The sequence below is a fragment of the Methylobacter tundripaludum genome (assembly GCF_002934365.1).
Taxonomy (GTDB): domain Bacteria; phylum Pseudomonadota; class Gammaproteobacteria; order Methylococcales; family Methylomonadaceae; genus Methylobacter_A; species Methylobacter_A tundripaludum_A.
On record NZ_PTIY01000016.1, the window covers coordinates 50,254 to 64,974 of the forward strand.

The 14,721-nt window shown below is 56.7% G+C and carries 8 protein-coding genes and 1 riboswitch; of the genes, 2 read left to right on the forward strand and 6 right to left on the reverse strand.

All coding sequences use genetic code 11. The annotated features are described in order from the left end of the window. Positions 1-186: 186 nt before the first annotated feature. The 6 genes from B0F88_RS16460 to B0F88_RS16485 all read right to left on the reverse strand — a co-directional run bounded on the left by B0F88_RS16460 (position 187) and on the right by B0F88_RS16485 (position 8,396). On the reverse strand, positions 187-2,076 hold the full coding sequence (locus tag B0F88_RS16460) for a putative cobaltochelatase (RefSeq protein WP_104425029.1): 1,890 nt from the start codon (positions 2,074-2,076) through the stop codon (positions 187-189). Positions 2,077-2,175: 99 nt separating this feature from the next. Next, positions 2,176-6,378, reverse strand: coding sequence for a cobaltochelatase subunit CobN (locus tag B0F88_RS16465; RefSeq protein ID WP_104425030.1), 4,203 nt, complete (start codon positions 6,376-6,378; stop codon positions 2,176-2,178). A 1-nt stretch (position 6,379) separates the two neighbouring features. Further along, complete coding sequence (locus tag B0F88_RS16470; protein ID WP_104425031.1) at positions 6,380-6,682, reverse strand: (2Fe-2S) ferredoxin domain-containing protein; 303 nt, start codon at positions 6,680-6,682, stop codon at positions 6,380-6,382. Beyond that, positions 6,679-7,347, reverse strand: coding sequence for a CbtA family protein (locus B0F88_RS16475; RefSeq protein ID WP_104425032.1), 669 nt, complete (start codon positions 7,345-7,347; stop codon positions 6,679-6,681). The genes B0F88_RS16470 and B0F88_RS16475 overlap by 4 nt, the downstream gene beginning before the upstream one ends. Then, complete coding sequence (locus B0F88_RS16480) at positions 7,347-7,544, reverse strand: CbtB domain-containing protein (protein ID WP_104425033.1); 198 nt, start codon at positions 7,542-7,544, stop codon at positions 7,347-7,349. Before B0F88_RS16480 ends, B0F88_RS16475 begins: the two co-directional genes overlap by 1 nt. A 125-nt stretch (positions 7,545-7,669) precedes the next feature. Then, positions 7,670-7,899, reverse strand: a riboswitch (cobalamin riboswitch). A 119-nt stretch (positions 7,900-8,018) separates the two neighbouring features. Beyond that, positions 8,019-8,396 carry a transposase gene (locus B0F88_RS16485; RefSeq protein ID WP_104425034.1) on the reverse strand — a complete coding sequence of 126 codons (378 nt, stop codon included), beginning with the start codon at positions 8,394-8,396 and terminating at the stop codon, positions 8,019-8,021. Between the two features lie 255 nt (positions 8,397-8,651). On the opposite strand from B0F88_RS16485, the gene B0F88_RS16490 reads away from it, so the two are divergent. After that, positions 8,652-9,218 (forward strand): ankyrin repeat domain-containing protein, encoded by a 567-nt coding sequence (locus B0F88_RS16490; RefSeq protein ID WP_104425035.1) that lies wholly within the window; start codon positions 8,652-8,654, stop codon positions 9,216-9,218. A 133-nt stretch (positions 9,219-9,351) separates the two neighbouring features. Then, positions 9,352-14,673, forward strand: a complete 5,322-nt coding sequence (locus tag B0F88_RS16495; RefSeq protein WP_104425036.1) for a non-ribosomal peptide synthetase — start codon at positions 9,352-9,354, stop codon at positions 14,671-14,673. Positions 14,674-14,721 lie beyond the last annotated feature (48 nt).

A 14,721-nucleotide genomic window follows, 5' to 3' on the forward strand; every position in this document is an offset into this window, starting at 1 on the left:
GTAGGGTACGCTCGTTCCCAAGCTCTAGCTTGGGAATGCAGTCTTGGAAGCTCCAGCTTCCTGTCCTGTTTCGCGAAGCAACGACTTGCATGGATGCAGGAGGTAGAGCAACGCAGGAGCGGTTGCCGAGAGCTTCGCGTACTGGGTTCCCAAGCAGGAGCTTGGGAACCAGCATAAATCTCATGCTCATTTAATACATCCACGTACCGTAAGCGCTAGGTTTTCCGCCGATAATTCTTCCAGCGTCAGGTATTCAGCGCCCAACGCTTGCGCCAGTTGCCGGGCTTTTCCCAAGCGCAAATAACCGGTTTCGGTATCGAGCACCAGCGCAGGCACGCCGCGTTCTGCCAGTAATCCTGCAAATCTTAGCGACTCCTGCCAAGGGTCGTTGCCGTCGTTCAGCGCAACATTGGCCTTGCCGTCGCTAAGCAGTACCAGCAACGGCGGCATGCCGGTTTTTTCCAGCGTTTCCAGCGCCACGGACAGCGCATGGGGCAACGGCGTGCGGCCGCCGGTAGGCAGTTCGCGCAGGTTCTGTTCGGCAAGGTCGACGCTGCGGGTCGGCGGCAGCAACAACTGTGCGGACGCGCCGCGAAAGCTGATCACCGCGACTTCATCGCGCTGCTGGTAGGCATCGGTCAGCAGCGATAACACAGCGCCTTTGACGGCCTCCATGCGCCGTTGCGCCGCCATCGACCCGGAGGCGTCGACGACAAACAAGATCAGGTTGGCGGTTCTGCCGGTGCGGATTTGCTGGTGTAGATCGTTTTTCGTCACCTGAAAATTATCGGAATCACGCAATGCCGCGCTACGCAATGTTGCGCCGACGGCGAGACTGCTTGGATTCTGATCAGGCACGGCGCGAATGACACGGCCGCGCGGCGCATCCTGCGCTGTGCTGCGTTTGCCGGAAGCGTAGCGGTTGGCAACCGTGTCGACTTCTATTTTCCGTACATAACCGGCAGATGCGGCGGCGAATACCTGTTGTTCGCTTTGCGAGTCGCCGTTGTTTTGCTCATGTTCCTGTTCGCTATCAGCGGCGGATTCGCCTTCATCATGCGGCTGCAACGCCTGCTGCATCAGCTCATCGAGCTGGTCTTGATCCAGCCCAGGTTGCTCGAACGGTTTGCGCCTGCGCCGATGCGGCAGCACCAGTTCCGCAGCGCCGCGCACGTCTTGCGAAGTGACCTGTGACCGGCCTTCTAATGCCGCCAATGCCCGCGCCGCTTTGTGCATGACAATGTCGGCGCGAAGGCTGGCGACCTCGAATTCGCAGCATAAATGGCTGATTAAATCGAGCAGCGCATCATCCAGAGTGACTTCTGTTAATAACTGCTGCGCCGTAGCGAGTTGATGTTTCAAGGCCTGTTGTTCGTGCATCCAGGCGGCGGCGTAAGCCGTAGGATTGGCCTCGAACGCGATGCGGCGGCGCACGACTTCGGAGCGCAAAACCTTGTCGCGCGGCGCGGTCACTTCGACCATCAATCCAAACCGGTCCAATAGTTGCGGACGCAAATCGCCTTCTTCCAGATTCATCGTGCCGATCAGCGTAAAGCGGGCAGGGTGGCTGACCGACAAGCCTTCGCGCTGTACCGAATTAACGCCCATCGCCGCCGCATCCAGCAGCACGTCGACCAGATGGTCGGGCAGCAGGTTGACCTCGTCGATATAGAGTATGCCCCGGTGCGCCGCAGCCAGCAGGCCGGGCTTGAAAACGCGCTGGCCGCCTTTAAGCGCCTGCTCCAAATCCAGGGTACCGATAACGCGGTCTTCGGTCGCGCCGAGCGGCAAGGTGACGAAAGGCACGCTGTCGGCTTGCGCCGTTGCATGTTCGGCATTGCAGGTTTCGCAGTGCTGATACGGTGCGCCGGGCAGACAATTATATGCACAACCGGCAACCCGTTCGATCGGGGGCAGGATGTCGGTCAGCGCCCGTGCCGCCGTGCTTTTGGCCGTGCCTTTGTCGCCGCGTATCAGGACGCCGCCCAGCGACGGATCGACGGCGCACAGCAACAACGCGGTCTTGAGCCGGGTCTGTTCGACGATCGCGGAAAAAGGGAAGGTGGCGTGGTTCATTGGGTTACGCTCGTTCCCAAGCTCCAGCTTGGGAATGTTGTCTATCCGTGTCAATCCGTCCAATCGGTGTCATCCGTGCGCCATTTTCCAATAAATTCATCATGCCCCGCGCGGTGTTTCGCCGCGCGCCTCCAGCAGGGTTTCGCTATGCAGGTATAAAGCCTGCAAGGCGTCCAGCGTCTGTTGCTTGGGTTCGGCCCACATGCCGCGGCCGGCGGCTTCCAGCAGGCGCTCGGCAATCGCGTTTTGCGCCCAGGGATTGGCTTCTTCCAGAAAACGTTGCATTTCAGGATCCATCGCGTAAGTTTCGGCGACTTGCTCGTACATCCAATCGTCCATCACCTGTGCTGTCGCATCGTAGCCGAACAGATAATCGACGGTCGCGGTCAGCTCCAGTCCGCCTTTGTAGCCGTGACGGCGGATGCTGTCCAGCCATTTCGGGTTGACGACGCGCGAGCGGAACACTCGCAAAGTTTCTTCCTTCAAGTCTCGCACCTGCGCTCGTGATGGATCGTGGCTGTCGCCGAAATACTTGCGCGGCTGCGATCCGGTCAAGGCCCGGATCGTCGCGATCATGCCGCCGTGAAATTGCAGGTAATCGTCGCTGTCGAAAATGTCGTGCTCGCGGTTATCCTGGTTGTGCAAGGCCACCTGAACGCCGGACAGGCGGGTGCGGAACGCATCGCGCTGGTCGTGGCCCTGTTGGCTGCGCCCGTAAGCATAGCCGCCCCAGTTGACGTAGGCTTCGGCAAAATCGGCGTCGGCCTGCCAGTTTTTCTCCTGGATCAGCGGCAATATGCCCGCTCCGTAACTGCCGGGTTTTGCGCCGAAGATGCGGAAGGCTGCGCGGTTTGATGCGTCCTGTTCAGTCAGGCCTTGGCCGATCAATTCGCCCAGTTCGGCAAGATAATGCTTGCGCACGAAGTTCTGCGACAGCGGTTCGTCCAGTGCAATGACGGCGTTAACTGCATCGTCGATCAAATCGATCAGTTGCGGAAACGCGTCGCGGAAAAAACCGCTGATGCGGGTCGTGACATCGATTCGCGGGCGTTTTAATTCGTCCAGCGGGATGACTTCGACGCCGGTCAGACGGCGGTTTTCATGCTGCCAGACCGGGCGCACGCCGAGCAGCGCCAGAATTTGGGCCACGTCGTCGCCGTGGGTGCGCATCGCACTGGTACCCCAGATGCTGATGGCGACGCTCTCGGGATAATCGCCGGTTTCGCGGACATAACGCGACAGCACTTCGTGGGCAAGTTGCTGACCGACGCGCCACGCGGATTGGGACGGTACGCTGCGCGGATCGACCGAGTAAAAATTGCGCCCCGTCGGCAGGATGCTGGCCATGCCGCGAGTCGGCGAGCCGCTGGGGCCGGCCGGGACATAGCCGCCGGACAGGCCACGCAACAAGTTATCGATTTCGTCGGTGGCGCGAGTGAGATTAGGGGCTAATTCGCGGCAGGCAAAGTTCAGTATGCGTTTTAATGCAGTGAAATCGGCAGCGTTGTTGCCAAATGATTGATTGATGGCTTGGTCTATAGTCAATACTGTTGGCTTAAGAGTATGCGCTCCTTCTCCCTTAGAGAGAAGGCTGGGATGAGGGGATTTAAATAAGCTTTTTTCCTTATTTTGATTTCCCCTCACCCAACCCTCTCCCTCTGGAGAGGGCTTTGTACTGTTATCAAATGTTTTGTTAATGACTAGGTCTATGGCTGACTCGTCATAAGCGTATTTCTGCAATTCAATGAACAATCGCTTGCATAAGGCTTCGATGGTTTCCAGTACGTCGGCATGAGTGGGCAATGGCCGCCCGGCCAGTTTTTCAAGTTCAGGCATTGCTTGTTCCAGTCGACGGCCCTGATGTTCAAGCAGCGAATCCATGCTCAGGCCGAACAGCTTGGCAATTTCTATCGGCAGACCGGGTACGTCCTGATTCGGCAAGCGAGTCAGCGAGACCAGCATATCTACCAGTTGCTCGTTTTCGGGAGCCAGTCCGAGTATGTGCAGACCGTCGCGGATTTGTGCCGCGCCCAGTTCGCACAGATAGCCGTCCAGATCTTCGATCAAATGCGCGACATCGGCGCCGGCCATTTTGGTCAGCAGTTCTGGCAGTCCATTTTTATGATCGTGGTCATGATGCTCGGCATGGTGGTGCTCACCATGTTCATGCTCGTCGTCATGATCGTGATGATGTCCATGATGGTGTTCGTCATGCGCATGATCATGGCGATGATGCTCGTGACCGTGATGCTCATGTTCGTGGTGATCGTGGTCATGATGACCGGTATGGTGATCATCGTTGTGATCGTGATCATGGTCGTGGTGCAGCAACCGGGCTTGCAAATCGGCATCCAGGTTGGTTTCTTTGACCAGATCCCAGATTTGCTGTTGCAACAGCGGCAGTTTGGACGGATCGAGCACTTCCACCTGATAATATTCATCGACCAATTGAGTCAGCTGGGCCAACGCGCCGTAAGTATCGGCGGTGGTCATCGGCGGCGTCAGGTGATCGACCACGACGGCATGAGCGCGGCGCTTGGCCTGCGCGCCTTCGCCGGGATCGTTGATGATGAACGGGTAAAACAGCGGCATGTCGGCCAACAGCGCATCGGGGAAGCAGTTTTCCGACAGGCCCACGCCTTTGCCCGGCAGCCATTCGAGCGTGCCGTGCTTGCCGACATGCACGATGGCGTCGGCTTTCCATTCGTCGCGCAGCCAGCGGTACAGCGCATAGTAATGGTGGGTGGGCGGCAAGTCGGGCTGATGGTATATCGCGTCGGGGTCCATGCCGTAACCGCGCGGCGGCTGCAATGCGACGAAACAGTTGCCCAGTTCCAGTCCCGCCAGCGCGAGTTGGCCGTCATGGACATAAGCTTCGCCGGGCGCAGCTCCCCATTGCGCGGTCATTTTCTGCTGCATCTCAAGCGGCAGATCGTCAAACCACGTTGCATATTGCGCTGCCGATACGCGACCGACGGCATGAGCCAGTTGTTCTGTGGTCAGATAGGTATTGTCGTAAGCACAGCGGTCGATCAGTTCGTGGATTAACGCCGTGCCGTTTTTCGGCAGCTTACCGATGTTATAACCGGCGGCTTGCATGGCTTTAAGAATACGCATCAAGGATGCCGGTGCATCCAGGCCGACCGCGTTGCCGATTTGCGAGGCCTTGCTGTTGGAGTTGGTGAACACAAAAGCGATGCGCTTATCGGTATTGTCCAGGCGTTTAAGCCGTGCAAAGCGCGAGGCGATTTGTGCGATGCGAGCGACCCGATCCGGCACGGGTTCGTATTCGATCAGTTCGTTCGATAAGCCGGAAGCTTTCGCCTTGAACGACAGCGGCACGGTGATGATGCGGCCGTCGAATTCCGGCAAGACAACATTCATTGCCGCATCCAGCGGGTTGAGTCCGCGTGCGGATTGCTCCCATTGATGCTGCATCATGCCGCTGGTGATGGCTTGCAGCACGGGTACATTGAGACTCTCCAGCACGTCCACCGACCAGCCTGCGGGCGTGGCTCCGCCGGGGGTGATTTCGCCCATCGCAAACGCGGTGGTGTTGATCAGTACATCGATGTAAGCGCCTTGTTCACCGCTAAAGTATTGCAATGCGGAAGGAAGGGGGGTGTCGCTATGGCCTGCGCGTAATGACGAAGTGAAAACGGGCAATACGTTCAGTCCGCGTTTTTCAAGGGCGTCAACCAACGCGTCGATAAAGCGCGTGTTGCCGCTGATCCAGTGGGCGCGATAAAACACGATGCCGACACTGGCCCGTTCCGGCGCTCGCAGGCCAAGCCAGTCGTCTATGCTCGCATCTTGGGATAAATCGGGATGATAAATGCCGTGTTCGGGCAAATCGACTGCCGGTTCAAAGCCGAAGCCGCTTAGCAAAAAATGATCGGACAGGTAGCGCAGCAGTTGCGCCATATTGACGCTGCCGCCCGCCTGGAAATAAGCCTGTACCTGATGCAGCACGTCGGACGATACGGTGGACGCGGCTGCCAATTCGGGGTCAGGCTCGCCGGTGCCGCTGATCGCGATCAGTTGCCGTCCTTGGCTTTTAGCGTGACGCAGCAGATAGGCAAAGCCGGGCACGCTGCCAAGACGTCCCAGTACGCGCAGCACGATGATCCGCGCCGAAACAAGCTGATGTTCCAACAGATCGGCCATTTGCGCGTCGCTTTCCAAAGCCTGCAAGTTGACGCCGGTTACTTCCGGGAAACCTTCCGGCATTTGCGCCTGCGCGCTTTGCAGCACCATCAGGTCGTTGGGTGCATGAGTCAGCAGCGCTATAGGCTTGTTCATATCAAGCATCGCCGGTACCCAAGCGGTGGAAAACGTGTTCGGTCACTTCGGCGCCATTTTCCAGGTGTTCGCTGACGATGCGTTCCAGCACCGACTCGTCGGTACAGGAATACCAGACGCCTTCAGGATAAACGACCAGGATCGGCCCGTTTTTGCAGACCGCAAAACAGTTGGAGCGGGTGCGTTTGACTTTAAGCTCGGGGCGGGCGTCGATTTTTCGGCCCAGCTGTTGAAAGGCGGTTTCGTTGTTTCCAGAGCAGCGCGGGCCTGTACACATCAATACGTGTCTGTTGTGGGTTCTCATGACTCTTTTTTGTAAAACTGCCCCATCAAACCGCCGATAGTCAGCCAAAAGACCGCATTGGCAAAAACGGTGGCGGTTATAAAAGATTGCGCCAATTCGGCTGGCGCGGCGCTGCTGTGAACGTCCGGCTGCGGCGCACCGATTAAATGAGGCGCTACGAGTAACACCGCACCGAAAAACTTATAGGTCCTGGTAAGGGCAAAAGCCAGCAGAGACAGGCCGAAGCCGGTATCAAGCACCGTTATCAGCCACCAGCTTTGCCGGTCTGCCAGTTTGGCGGCTTCGGTACCGGGAACTTCCGGCGGCAAGCCTAAAGACGGCGCAACGAAAAAAGTCAGATAACCTGCCAGTCCCCACAACAGTCCCATGCGCCAATGGCTGGGGCGGCCGCGCAAACACATGACCGCGCCAATCAACAAGGCAAAACCCACGCCCAAGCCGATATTGGCTACTGCGGTAAAAAACGTCCGTTCCCAGCCGTTTCCAGGCTGCCAGTCGTGGTGTTCGTGGGTATTGGCAACGGCCGCAGCTTCCTCGTACACTTCGGCCTGGAGCAATGTCGGGAGGACTTGGATTTGTTGAACGGCGGTTAGTAATAGACCCGCCAGTAAGCCCGTCCAGAGAGCCGCAACAACAAGCTCTCTGAAGGTGGTCAGATTAAACATTAATGGCACGGAAAACTGGCGGAATGGCGTCCATCATGGGCAGCGTTATGCAGTTGTGCGGCTTCTGCGAAACCGGCGGCATACAGCAGTCCCAAGCCCAGCATGCCGGCCAGCATGGCGGGCAGGATTCTGTCTTTTAAGGCTTCAGAGCGGGTTGGTGTTTGAGAGTTATCGAGCAAAACAGGTGTTGATGACATGTGTTTTCTCCTGGGTAAAGAGACAGTAAAGCCGGTAACGTTGCCGGCGGAAATAATCTGTACAGGGAGAAAGTGCAGGACGGACGCGAAGGAGAGCAATCCATCTGAGCGCCCTCCGCGCACAAATTTGATTATCACTTCAGGCCGGTCTCCGGGCTTGCAAGTTGAAAGCTAATGCTCGCGCTTTCAAGGTTAGCGCCTTCCCATGTATGACACAGTGGCGTTTACCAACCTTTTACTTGTTTACCGTTGCGGGGGCAGCGCAGGCTTTGTTTGCATCTCGAGCAAACTCACCAACTTCCCGTTTCAATTCTGCGGACAATAGTCCATGAATACCTAAAAGCAAGTTATACCGGGCCAGTATATTCACTCGATAAAGAACTAGCAAGTTTGAGTCATTGTTGATGAAGACTTAATTCAACACAGCAAGGCTTTATCCGCTGAACGATGCTAAAAGTGCTGGCAGTTTCCCGCCTAATGACCGATTACACAAAAATCCTTATGCCCTCTGGCGTCCGTCCGTTTAACAATGGAAAGGTTCCAGTTGAACATGTTTTTCGCCCATTCGACTAAAACACCGCTATAACCGCCATCCGCCCAAATTACACCCAAGGCCGCAAACATCGCATACAGCCGGATCATGAGCAACCGAGCGCCGCGCCGGTCTTGTATACCCGCTGAATGAACGCACACCGCCAGCAGATTTCCCATCGTATCGACAGCAATATGGCGTTTCCTCCCTTTAACCTTTTTACCCGCGTCAAAACCTCGTTGCTCGCCTGGTCCCGTTGTTTTTACCGATTGTGCATCAATAATAGCCGCTGTCGGTCGAGCATTTTTACCGGATTGGATTCGGTAGGTTTCACGACAGAGCGTTAATGCCTTATCCCATACTCCAGAGAGTTTCCATCATTTTGGTTTTTAAACTGCTTCTAACATCAGTCATTAAGTTAAAAGCTCAACGCTCTAAAAAAATGATTAGGCGGCAGCCGGACGAATTTATCGACAATGCTATGAGGAAAAAATGACAAGCAATCGTCTACGCTGTATTGGAGTCATTCAGGTCCAGACTGCATAGAGTTTTCCACAGACATCAAGGAACAGTTTATGAATCAATTACAGCTGATCGACGCTGCGAAAGCGGGCGATATTTATTGGGTGCAATCTTTAATTGAAACCGGCGAGGATTTGGAACAAAAAGACGACTACGGCTGGACGGCGTTGAATTGGGCTGCCGGTTGCGGCAACCTGGCCATAGTACGAACTTTACTCGAAGCAGGGGCCAATGCGGTTAACAGCGGCCGCGATCTCCGAACGCCTTATCGAATCGCGTTGGCGGCCGCCCAAGTGGAAGTCGCGGCCCTACTGCAACAAGCGGAGCAAAACAGCGGCATGAAGCCGGAAAGTCCTGAGCGTCCGTATTGCAAGGCCTACCCAGTCAAAGCGTTTGATAGCAACCCGGTTGGCTGGCAGGCGCGGCCAGCGCTGGCTGATGATGCGGTCGTCTACCTGCATCAGGATTTTAGCGTTACAACGTCGATGTGGCATGGAGAAGGCGTCTTGTTTGACCGGGTTTCTGACGCTTGGCAAAGTTATTGCCGGGATATACTGGGTTTTTACGTGCCGACCGATTTGGAACTAGCCACCGATTATCGGCAATGCAAGCCTCAATAAGGCTGTCAAATACAGACACAACTGCCTGCCGGAATAACGTGCTTTTAAATAAAAATAAGGGTGTGCGCGAGGCGGCGGTTCCAGCCTAAGACTGCAATTCAACAGACGACTCATTCAACGAGAGTAGGCAGATATGTTAAACAAACAACACAGTTTTGACTGCGTCGATAACGATGCATTACCAGACAACGCGGCTTCCCTGGTTGCTTTATTAAATTTGCGGGCGGAGCGGCAAGCCCTGCATACGGCTTATACGTTCATGGAGAATGGCGAACGCCCCCTCGGATCGATAACATACGGCGAGTTGGACTTGCAGGCCAGACAGCTGGCCGTGCAATTGCAGGAACTGGGTATGCGGGGCGAACGCGCCATCTTGCTCTATCCGCCGGGTTTGGATTATATCGTGGCGTTTTTCGCCTGTTTATATGGCGGTTTGATTGCAGTACCGGCCTATCCGCCGACCAACGGCCGGCATATGCCCAGGTTGCAGGCGATCATCGATGACAGCCAGGCGGCTGTGATACTCAGCACACAGAGCGTCGCCAATGCGGTGCGTCAATTCCCTGTCGGCTCTTCTGATTTGTTAGATAAGCATTGGCTGGTTACCGACAATCTTGCCAACGGCGATGCAAGCGCCTGGCGTTTGCCGGCATTGCGCGACGATGACCCGGCTTTTCTGCAATACACCTCGGGTTCCACCGGCAACGCCAAGGGCGTGATGATCAGCCACGGCAATCTGATGGCGAATCAGCAATTGATCAAACGCCGCTTCGGCCACAATGCCCATTCGACGGTGGTCGGTTGGTTGCCGCTGTACCACGACATGGGCTTGATCGGCAATGTCATGCAGCCGTTATATTGCGGAACCAGCGCTATTTTAATGTCGCCGATGGCGTTCCTGGAAAAACCCGTCCGTTGGCTGCAAGCGATCAGCGATTACCGCGCCCATACCAGCGGCGGGCCGAATTTTGCGTTCGAGCTGTGCGCGCAAAAAATCTCGGCCGAAGAAAAAGCCGGCTTGGATCTTAGCAGCTGGCAATTGGCTTTTAACGGCGCCGAACCGATTAACCCGGATACCTTGGATCGTTTTGCCGCCGCTTTTGCAGAATGCGGATTTAGCCGCGAGGCTTTTTATCCCTGTTACGGTTTGGCGGAAGCGACCTTGCTGGCTACCGGCGGCGATAAGAATGCCGAACCCATAGTCGCGTCTTTTGACAAGAACGGTCTGGAACAAGGCAAAGCACAGCAGGTCATCGATGATCAGACAGCCCGACGCCTGGTCGGCTGCGGCAAGATAGCCACCGACGCCGCGCAGCGGATTAGGATCGTCGATCCTGAGTCCGGCGAATTATGCAGCGATGGCCGGATCGGCGAGATTCAGCTTGGCGGCCCCAGCATCAGCCTGGGCTATTGGCAAAATGCGCTAGCCACCGGGCAGGCTTTTGTCGGCGACAGCAACGGCCAATGGCTGCGCACCGGCGATTTAGGCTTTATTGAAGACGACGAATTGTTCGTTTCCGGACGGTTGAAGGATTTGATCATTATCCGCGGCCGTAACTATTACCCGCACGACCTGGAATACGCGGCCGAAGCCGCGACCGATGCCTTAAATCCCGGCTGTGCGGCCGCTTTTGCCGTCAGCGGAGGCGACAGCGAAAAGCTGATCGTATTGGCGGAATTAAAGCGCAACCGCTTAAGACAGGCCGACTACAAGGCCGAATTCGCCGCGATACGCACCCGGCTGGTCGAAGAATGCGGCATACAGGTCGACACCGTGATGTTGCTGAAGCCGGGCTCGATCCTGAAAACCAGCAGCGGTAAAATCAGGCGCTCGGCTTGCCGGCAGGCTTTTGAACAGCAGCAGTTTAAAGCGGTCGCCGTCGATGCGTTGGACGGTGTAACTCAAGGCGGCGGCAGTGACGCGTCGGCTAAACCGGGGATTAGCCTGGAACGGGCTTTACTGAGGCAGGCTTTGCTGTCGATTGACGACGCCGAAGGCGCACAGCTGCTGGCACAGTATCTGGCCGAAAAGGCGGCGACCCTGTCCGGCTTGGCCGTCGAAGTCGTGGACATAACGCAATCGCTGACCGGCTTGGGCATGGACTCGCTGAAAGCGGTGGAACTGAAATACTTTATCGACGAGCTGTTGGCTATCGATTTGCCGGTTATGCATTTGCTCGGCAATCAGTCGCTGGGCGAGTGCGCGGAACAGGCGTTGAAACTGGCCAAGACAGCGCAGGCGCAAATTGCGCCGGCACCGGTCAAAGACGACGGCGAACAGCCGCTCTCCTATGGGCAGCAGGCGCTGTGGACCGTCAACCGGATAGAAGCGGGCAGCTCGCTATATAACATGTCGGTTGCGATACATGTCCGCGCCAAGCTCGATAAAACGGCGGTACGGGATGCATTGGCGGCACTATTCGAGCGTCATGCGCAATTGCGCAGCGGCTTTCGGCTTAACCAACACAGCCGGATCGTGCGCATCCCGCTGACGGAATTACAGCCCCGGTTCGCCGAGATCAGTTGCGACGATGCGCGGCAACGCAGTGAAAATATCGCCGCTTTCGTGCATGAACCGTTCGATTTGGCGAATGAACCGTTACTGGTTGCAGCGGTGTTCAGTTGCGCCGACGACGATCAGGTGCTGGTGTTTTGCGCGCATCACATCGCCGTCGATTTCCGCTCGTTCACGATTTTGCTGGAAGAATTCAAGACGCTTTATCTGGGACAGGTAGCCGGGCGTACCCCGGATCTGCCGAATTTGGCGGCGAGTTACGGCGATTATGTCGCCTGGCAATCAGCCTACTTGGCCGATCAGCGCGCAGAGCAGGACTGGCAATACTGGCGAGACCGGTTGTCCGGCGAATTGCCTAGGCTGGCATTGCCTGCCGAGCGGCAGACGGCCGGCTCGCGGTCATGCCGGGGCCGCTCGGAAAATCTTAATATCGCGCCGGATACCCTGCAAAAGCTTAAACGACTGGCCGCAGAGCAGCACACGACCCTGTATGCGTTGTTGCTAACGGTGTTTAAAACCCTGCTTTACCGCTACAGCGGCCAACAGGACATCATTGTCGGCTCGCCGACGCTGGGCAGGCCAAAAAAAGAGTTCGCCGATACCGTCGGTTATTTCGTCAACCCGGTGGCGCTGCGTTCGCACCCTGCCGCCGGACAGCGTTTTAGCGATTATTTAGCCGAGGTCAACGCTACCGTATTGGGCGCTATGGAGCATCAGCATTACCCGTTTTCGCTGCTGGTGGAAAAATTGCAGCCTGAGCGCGATCAGGGGCCGTCGGCGTTTTACCGGGTGTGGTTCGGATTGCAAAGCGGCACCGACCCTGCATCGGCCGCAGCCGGGCTGGCGCTGGGCATACCCGGCATAGCGCTGGATTGGGCGGGGCTGCTGGCCGAAAGTTATGCGTTGGAGGATGTCGCCGTACAATTCGATCTTACCTTGCTGATGGCGGAGACTGCGCAGGGTTTGGCCGCCTCGTTCCAATACCGTAGCGATCTGCTGTCCCGTTCTGTGGTTTTAAGGCTTATCGGCCATTTCCAATGCCTGCTGCACGGCATACTTGCCAATCCCTCCGGCCGGTTGTCGGAGCTGCCGCTGCTGACCGTGCCGGAACGCAAACAGCTGTCGGCCTGGAATGAAACCGGTTCCGGTTACCCGCGTAACGGCACGGTACACAGCGTTTTCGAAGCCGTCGCCCGGCAACAACCGCACGCGGCAGCCCTGGTTTATCAGGAAACGCGCCTTAGCTATGCCGAGCTTAATGCGCAGGCCAACCGTCTGGCGCATCGCCTTCTGGCGCAAGGTGCGGGGCCGGAAAAACGCATCGCCTTATGCATTCCGCGCAGCGCTGAATTGGTCGTTGGCATATTGGCCATCCTCAAAGCCGGCGCGGTTTACGTGCCGATCGATCCCGCCTATCCCAAAGAGCGGCTGACGTACTTGATGCAGGATGCCGGTTGCGAATTTCTACTGACCGGTACCGCGTTGCTGCCTAGCCTAGACTGCGGCGGTATGGCGACGATTTGCATCGATAATGTTGACGCCTACGTCGGTTGCAGCAGCGATAACCCCGAAATACCGTTGCATGCGGATAACGCGGCTTATGTCATTTACACTTCGGGATCGACCGGAAAACCCAAAGGCGTGGTGGTCGGCCACGGCAACCTGATGCACTCGACCTGGGCCCGAGGCGCTTATTACCGGGAGCCGGTCGGCTGTTATCTGCTGCTGTCGTCGTTCGCGTTCGACAGTTCGGTGGCGGGCATTTTTTGGACCTTGAGCCAGGGCGGCTGTTTGTGCTTGCCGGAGGATAGCCGGATCAAGGATCCGGTCGCTTTGGGCGCGCTGATCGAATACCGGCGGGTAACGCATATATTGGCGTTGCCGTCGCTGTACGAACTGTTGCTGGAGCATGTACCCACGGCTGCACTGAAAACATTGAATACCGTTATCGTTGCCGGAGAAGCCTGCACCAATCCGCTGACTGAATTGCATTTCAAACGTCTGCCCGATACCGCGTTATTTAACGAATACGGTCCGACCGAAGCCACAGTATGGAGTAGCGTTTACGCTATTGCCCAGCCGCAAGATGGAGATTCGATACCGATAGGCAAACCGATCAACAACATGCATATCTATGTCGTGGACGATGAGCTGAACAGACTGCCGATCGGCGTTGCCGGGGAATTGCTGGTCGGCGGCGCAGGCATCAGCCGCGGGTATCTCGATCAAGCCGGGCTGACGGCGGAAAGGTTTATCCCCGACCCGTTCGGTGCGGATGGCGGCAGGTTGTATAGAACCGGCGACCGGGTGCGTTATCTGGCCGACGGCAATATCGAGTTTTTAGGCCGATTCGATCAACAGGTCAAAATCAGGGGTTACCGCATAGAACTCGGCGAAATCGAAGCCTGCCTGTTGCGCCACCCGGCGATAAAAGCAGCGGCAGTGGCCATACGCGAGGATGTGCCGGGCAATAAACGGCTGACCGCATACTTGGTCGCGGAATCCGGCACAGTGACCGATACGGAAGCGTTAAAAGCGCATATCAAACACTGCCTGCCTGAGTACATGCTGCCGTCGGCTTGGCTGTGGCTGGACGCAATGCCGCTGAACGCGAACGGCAAGCTCGATCGCAATGCGTTGCTTGGGCTGGCAAACCAGGTCGACAGCACACAGCCGTTCGTCGCGCCGCGCGACGAAGCGGAAGAAGCCGTAGCCGATATTTGGCGGGAAGTGTTGGGTGTCCAGCAACTGAGCATACATGACGATTTTTTCGAATTGGGCGGCCATTCGCTGTCCGGCGTGCAGGTGACGGCAAAAGTCCAGGAACTGTTCAATATCGAGGTGCCGGTCAATGTTTTGTTCGAAGCCACGACCGTCGCCAAATTTGTCGACCGGATGGCCGAGTATCAGACGACAGAGCCGCTTGAGGCTTTGGAATGAGTTGCATGCGTCAGCCAAGCTCATAAAGCATAAAACCGTAAAGTTCGA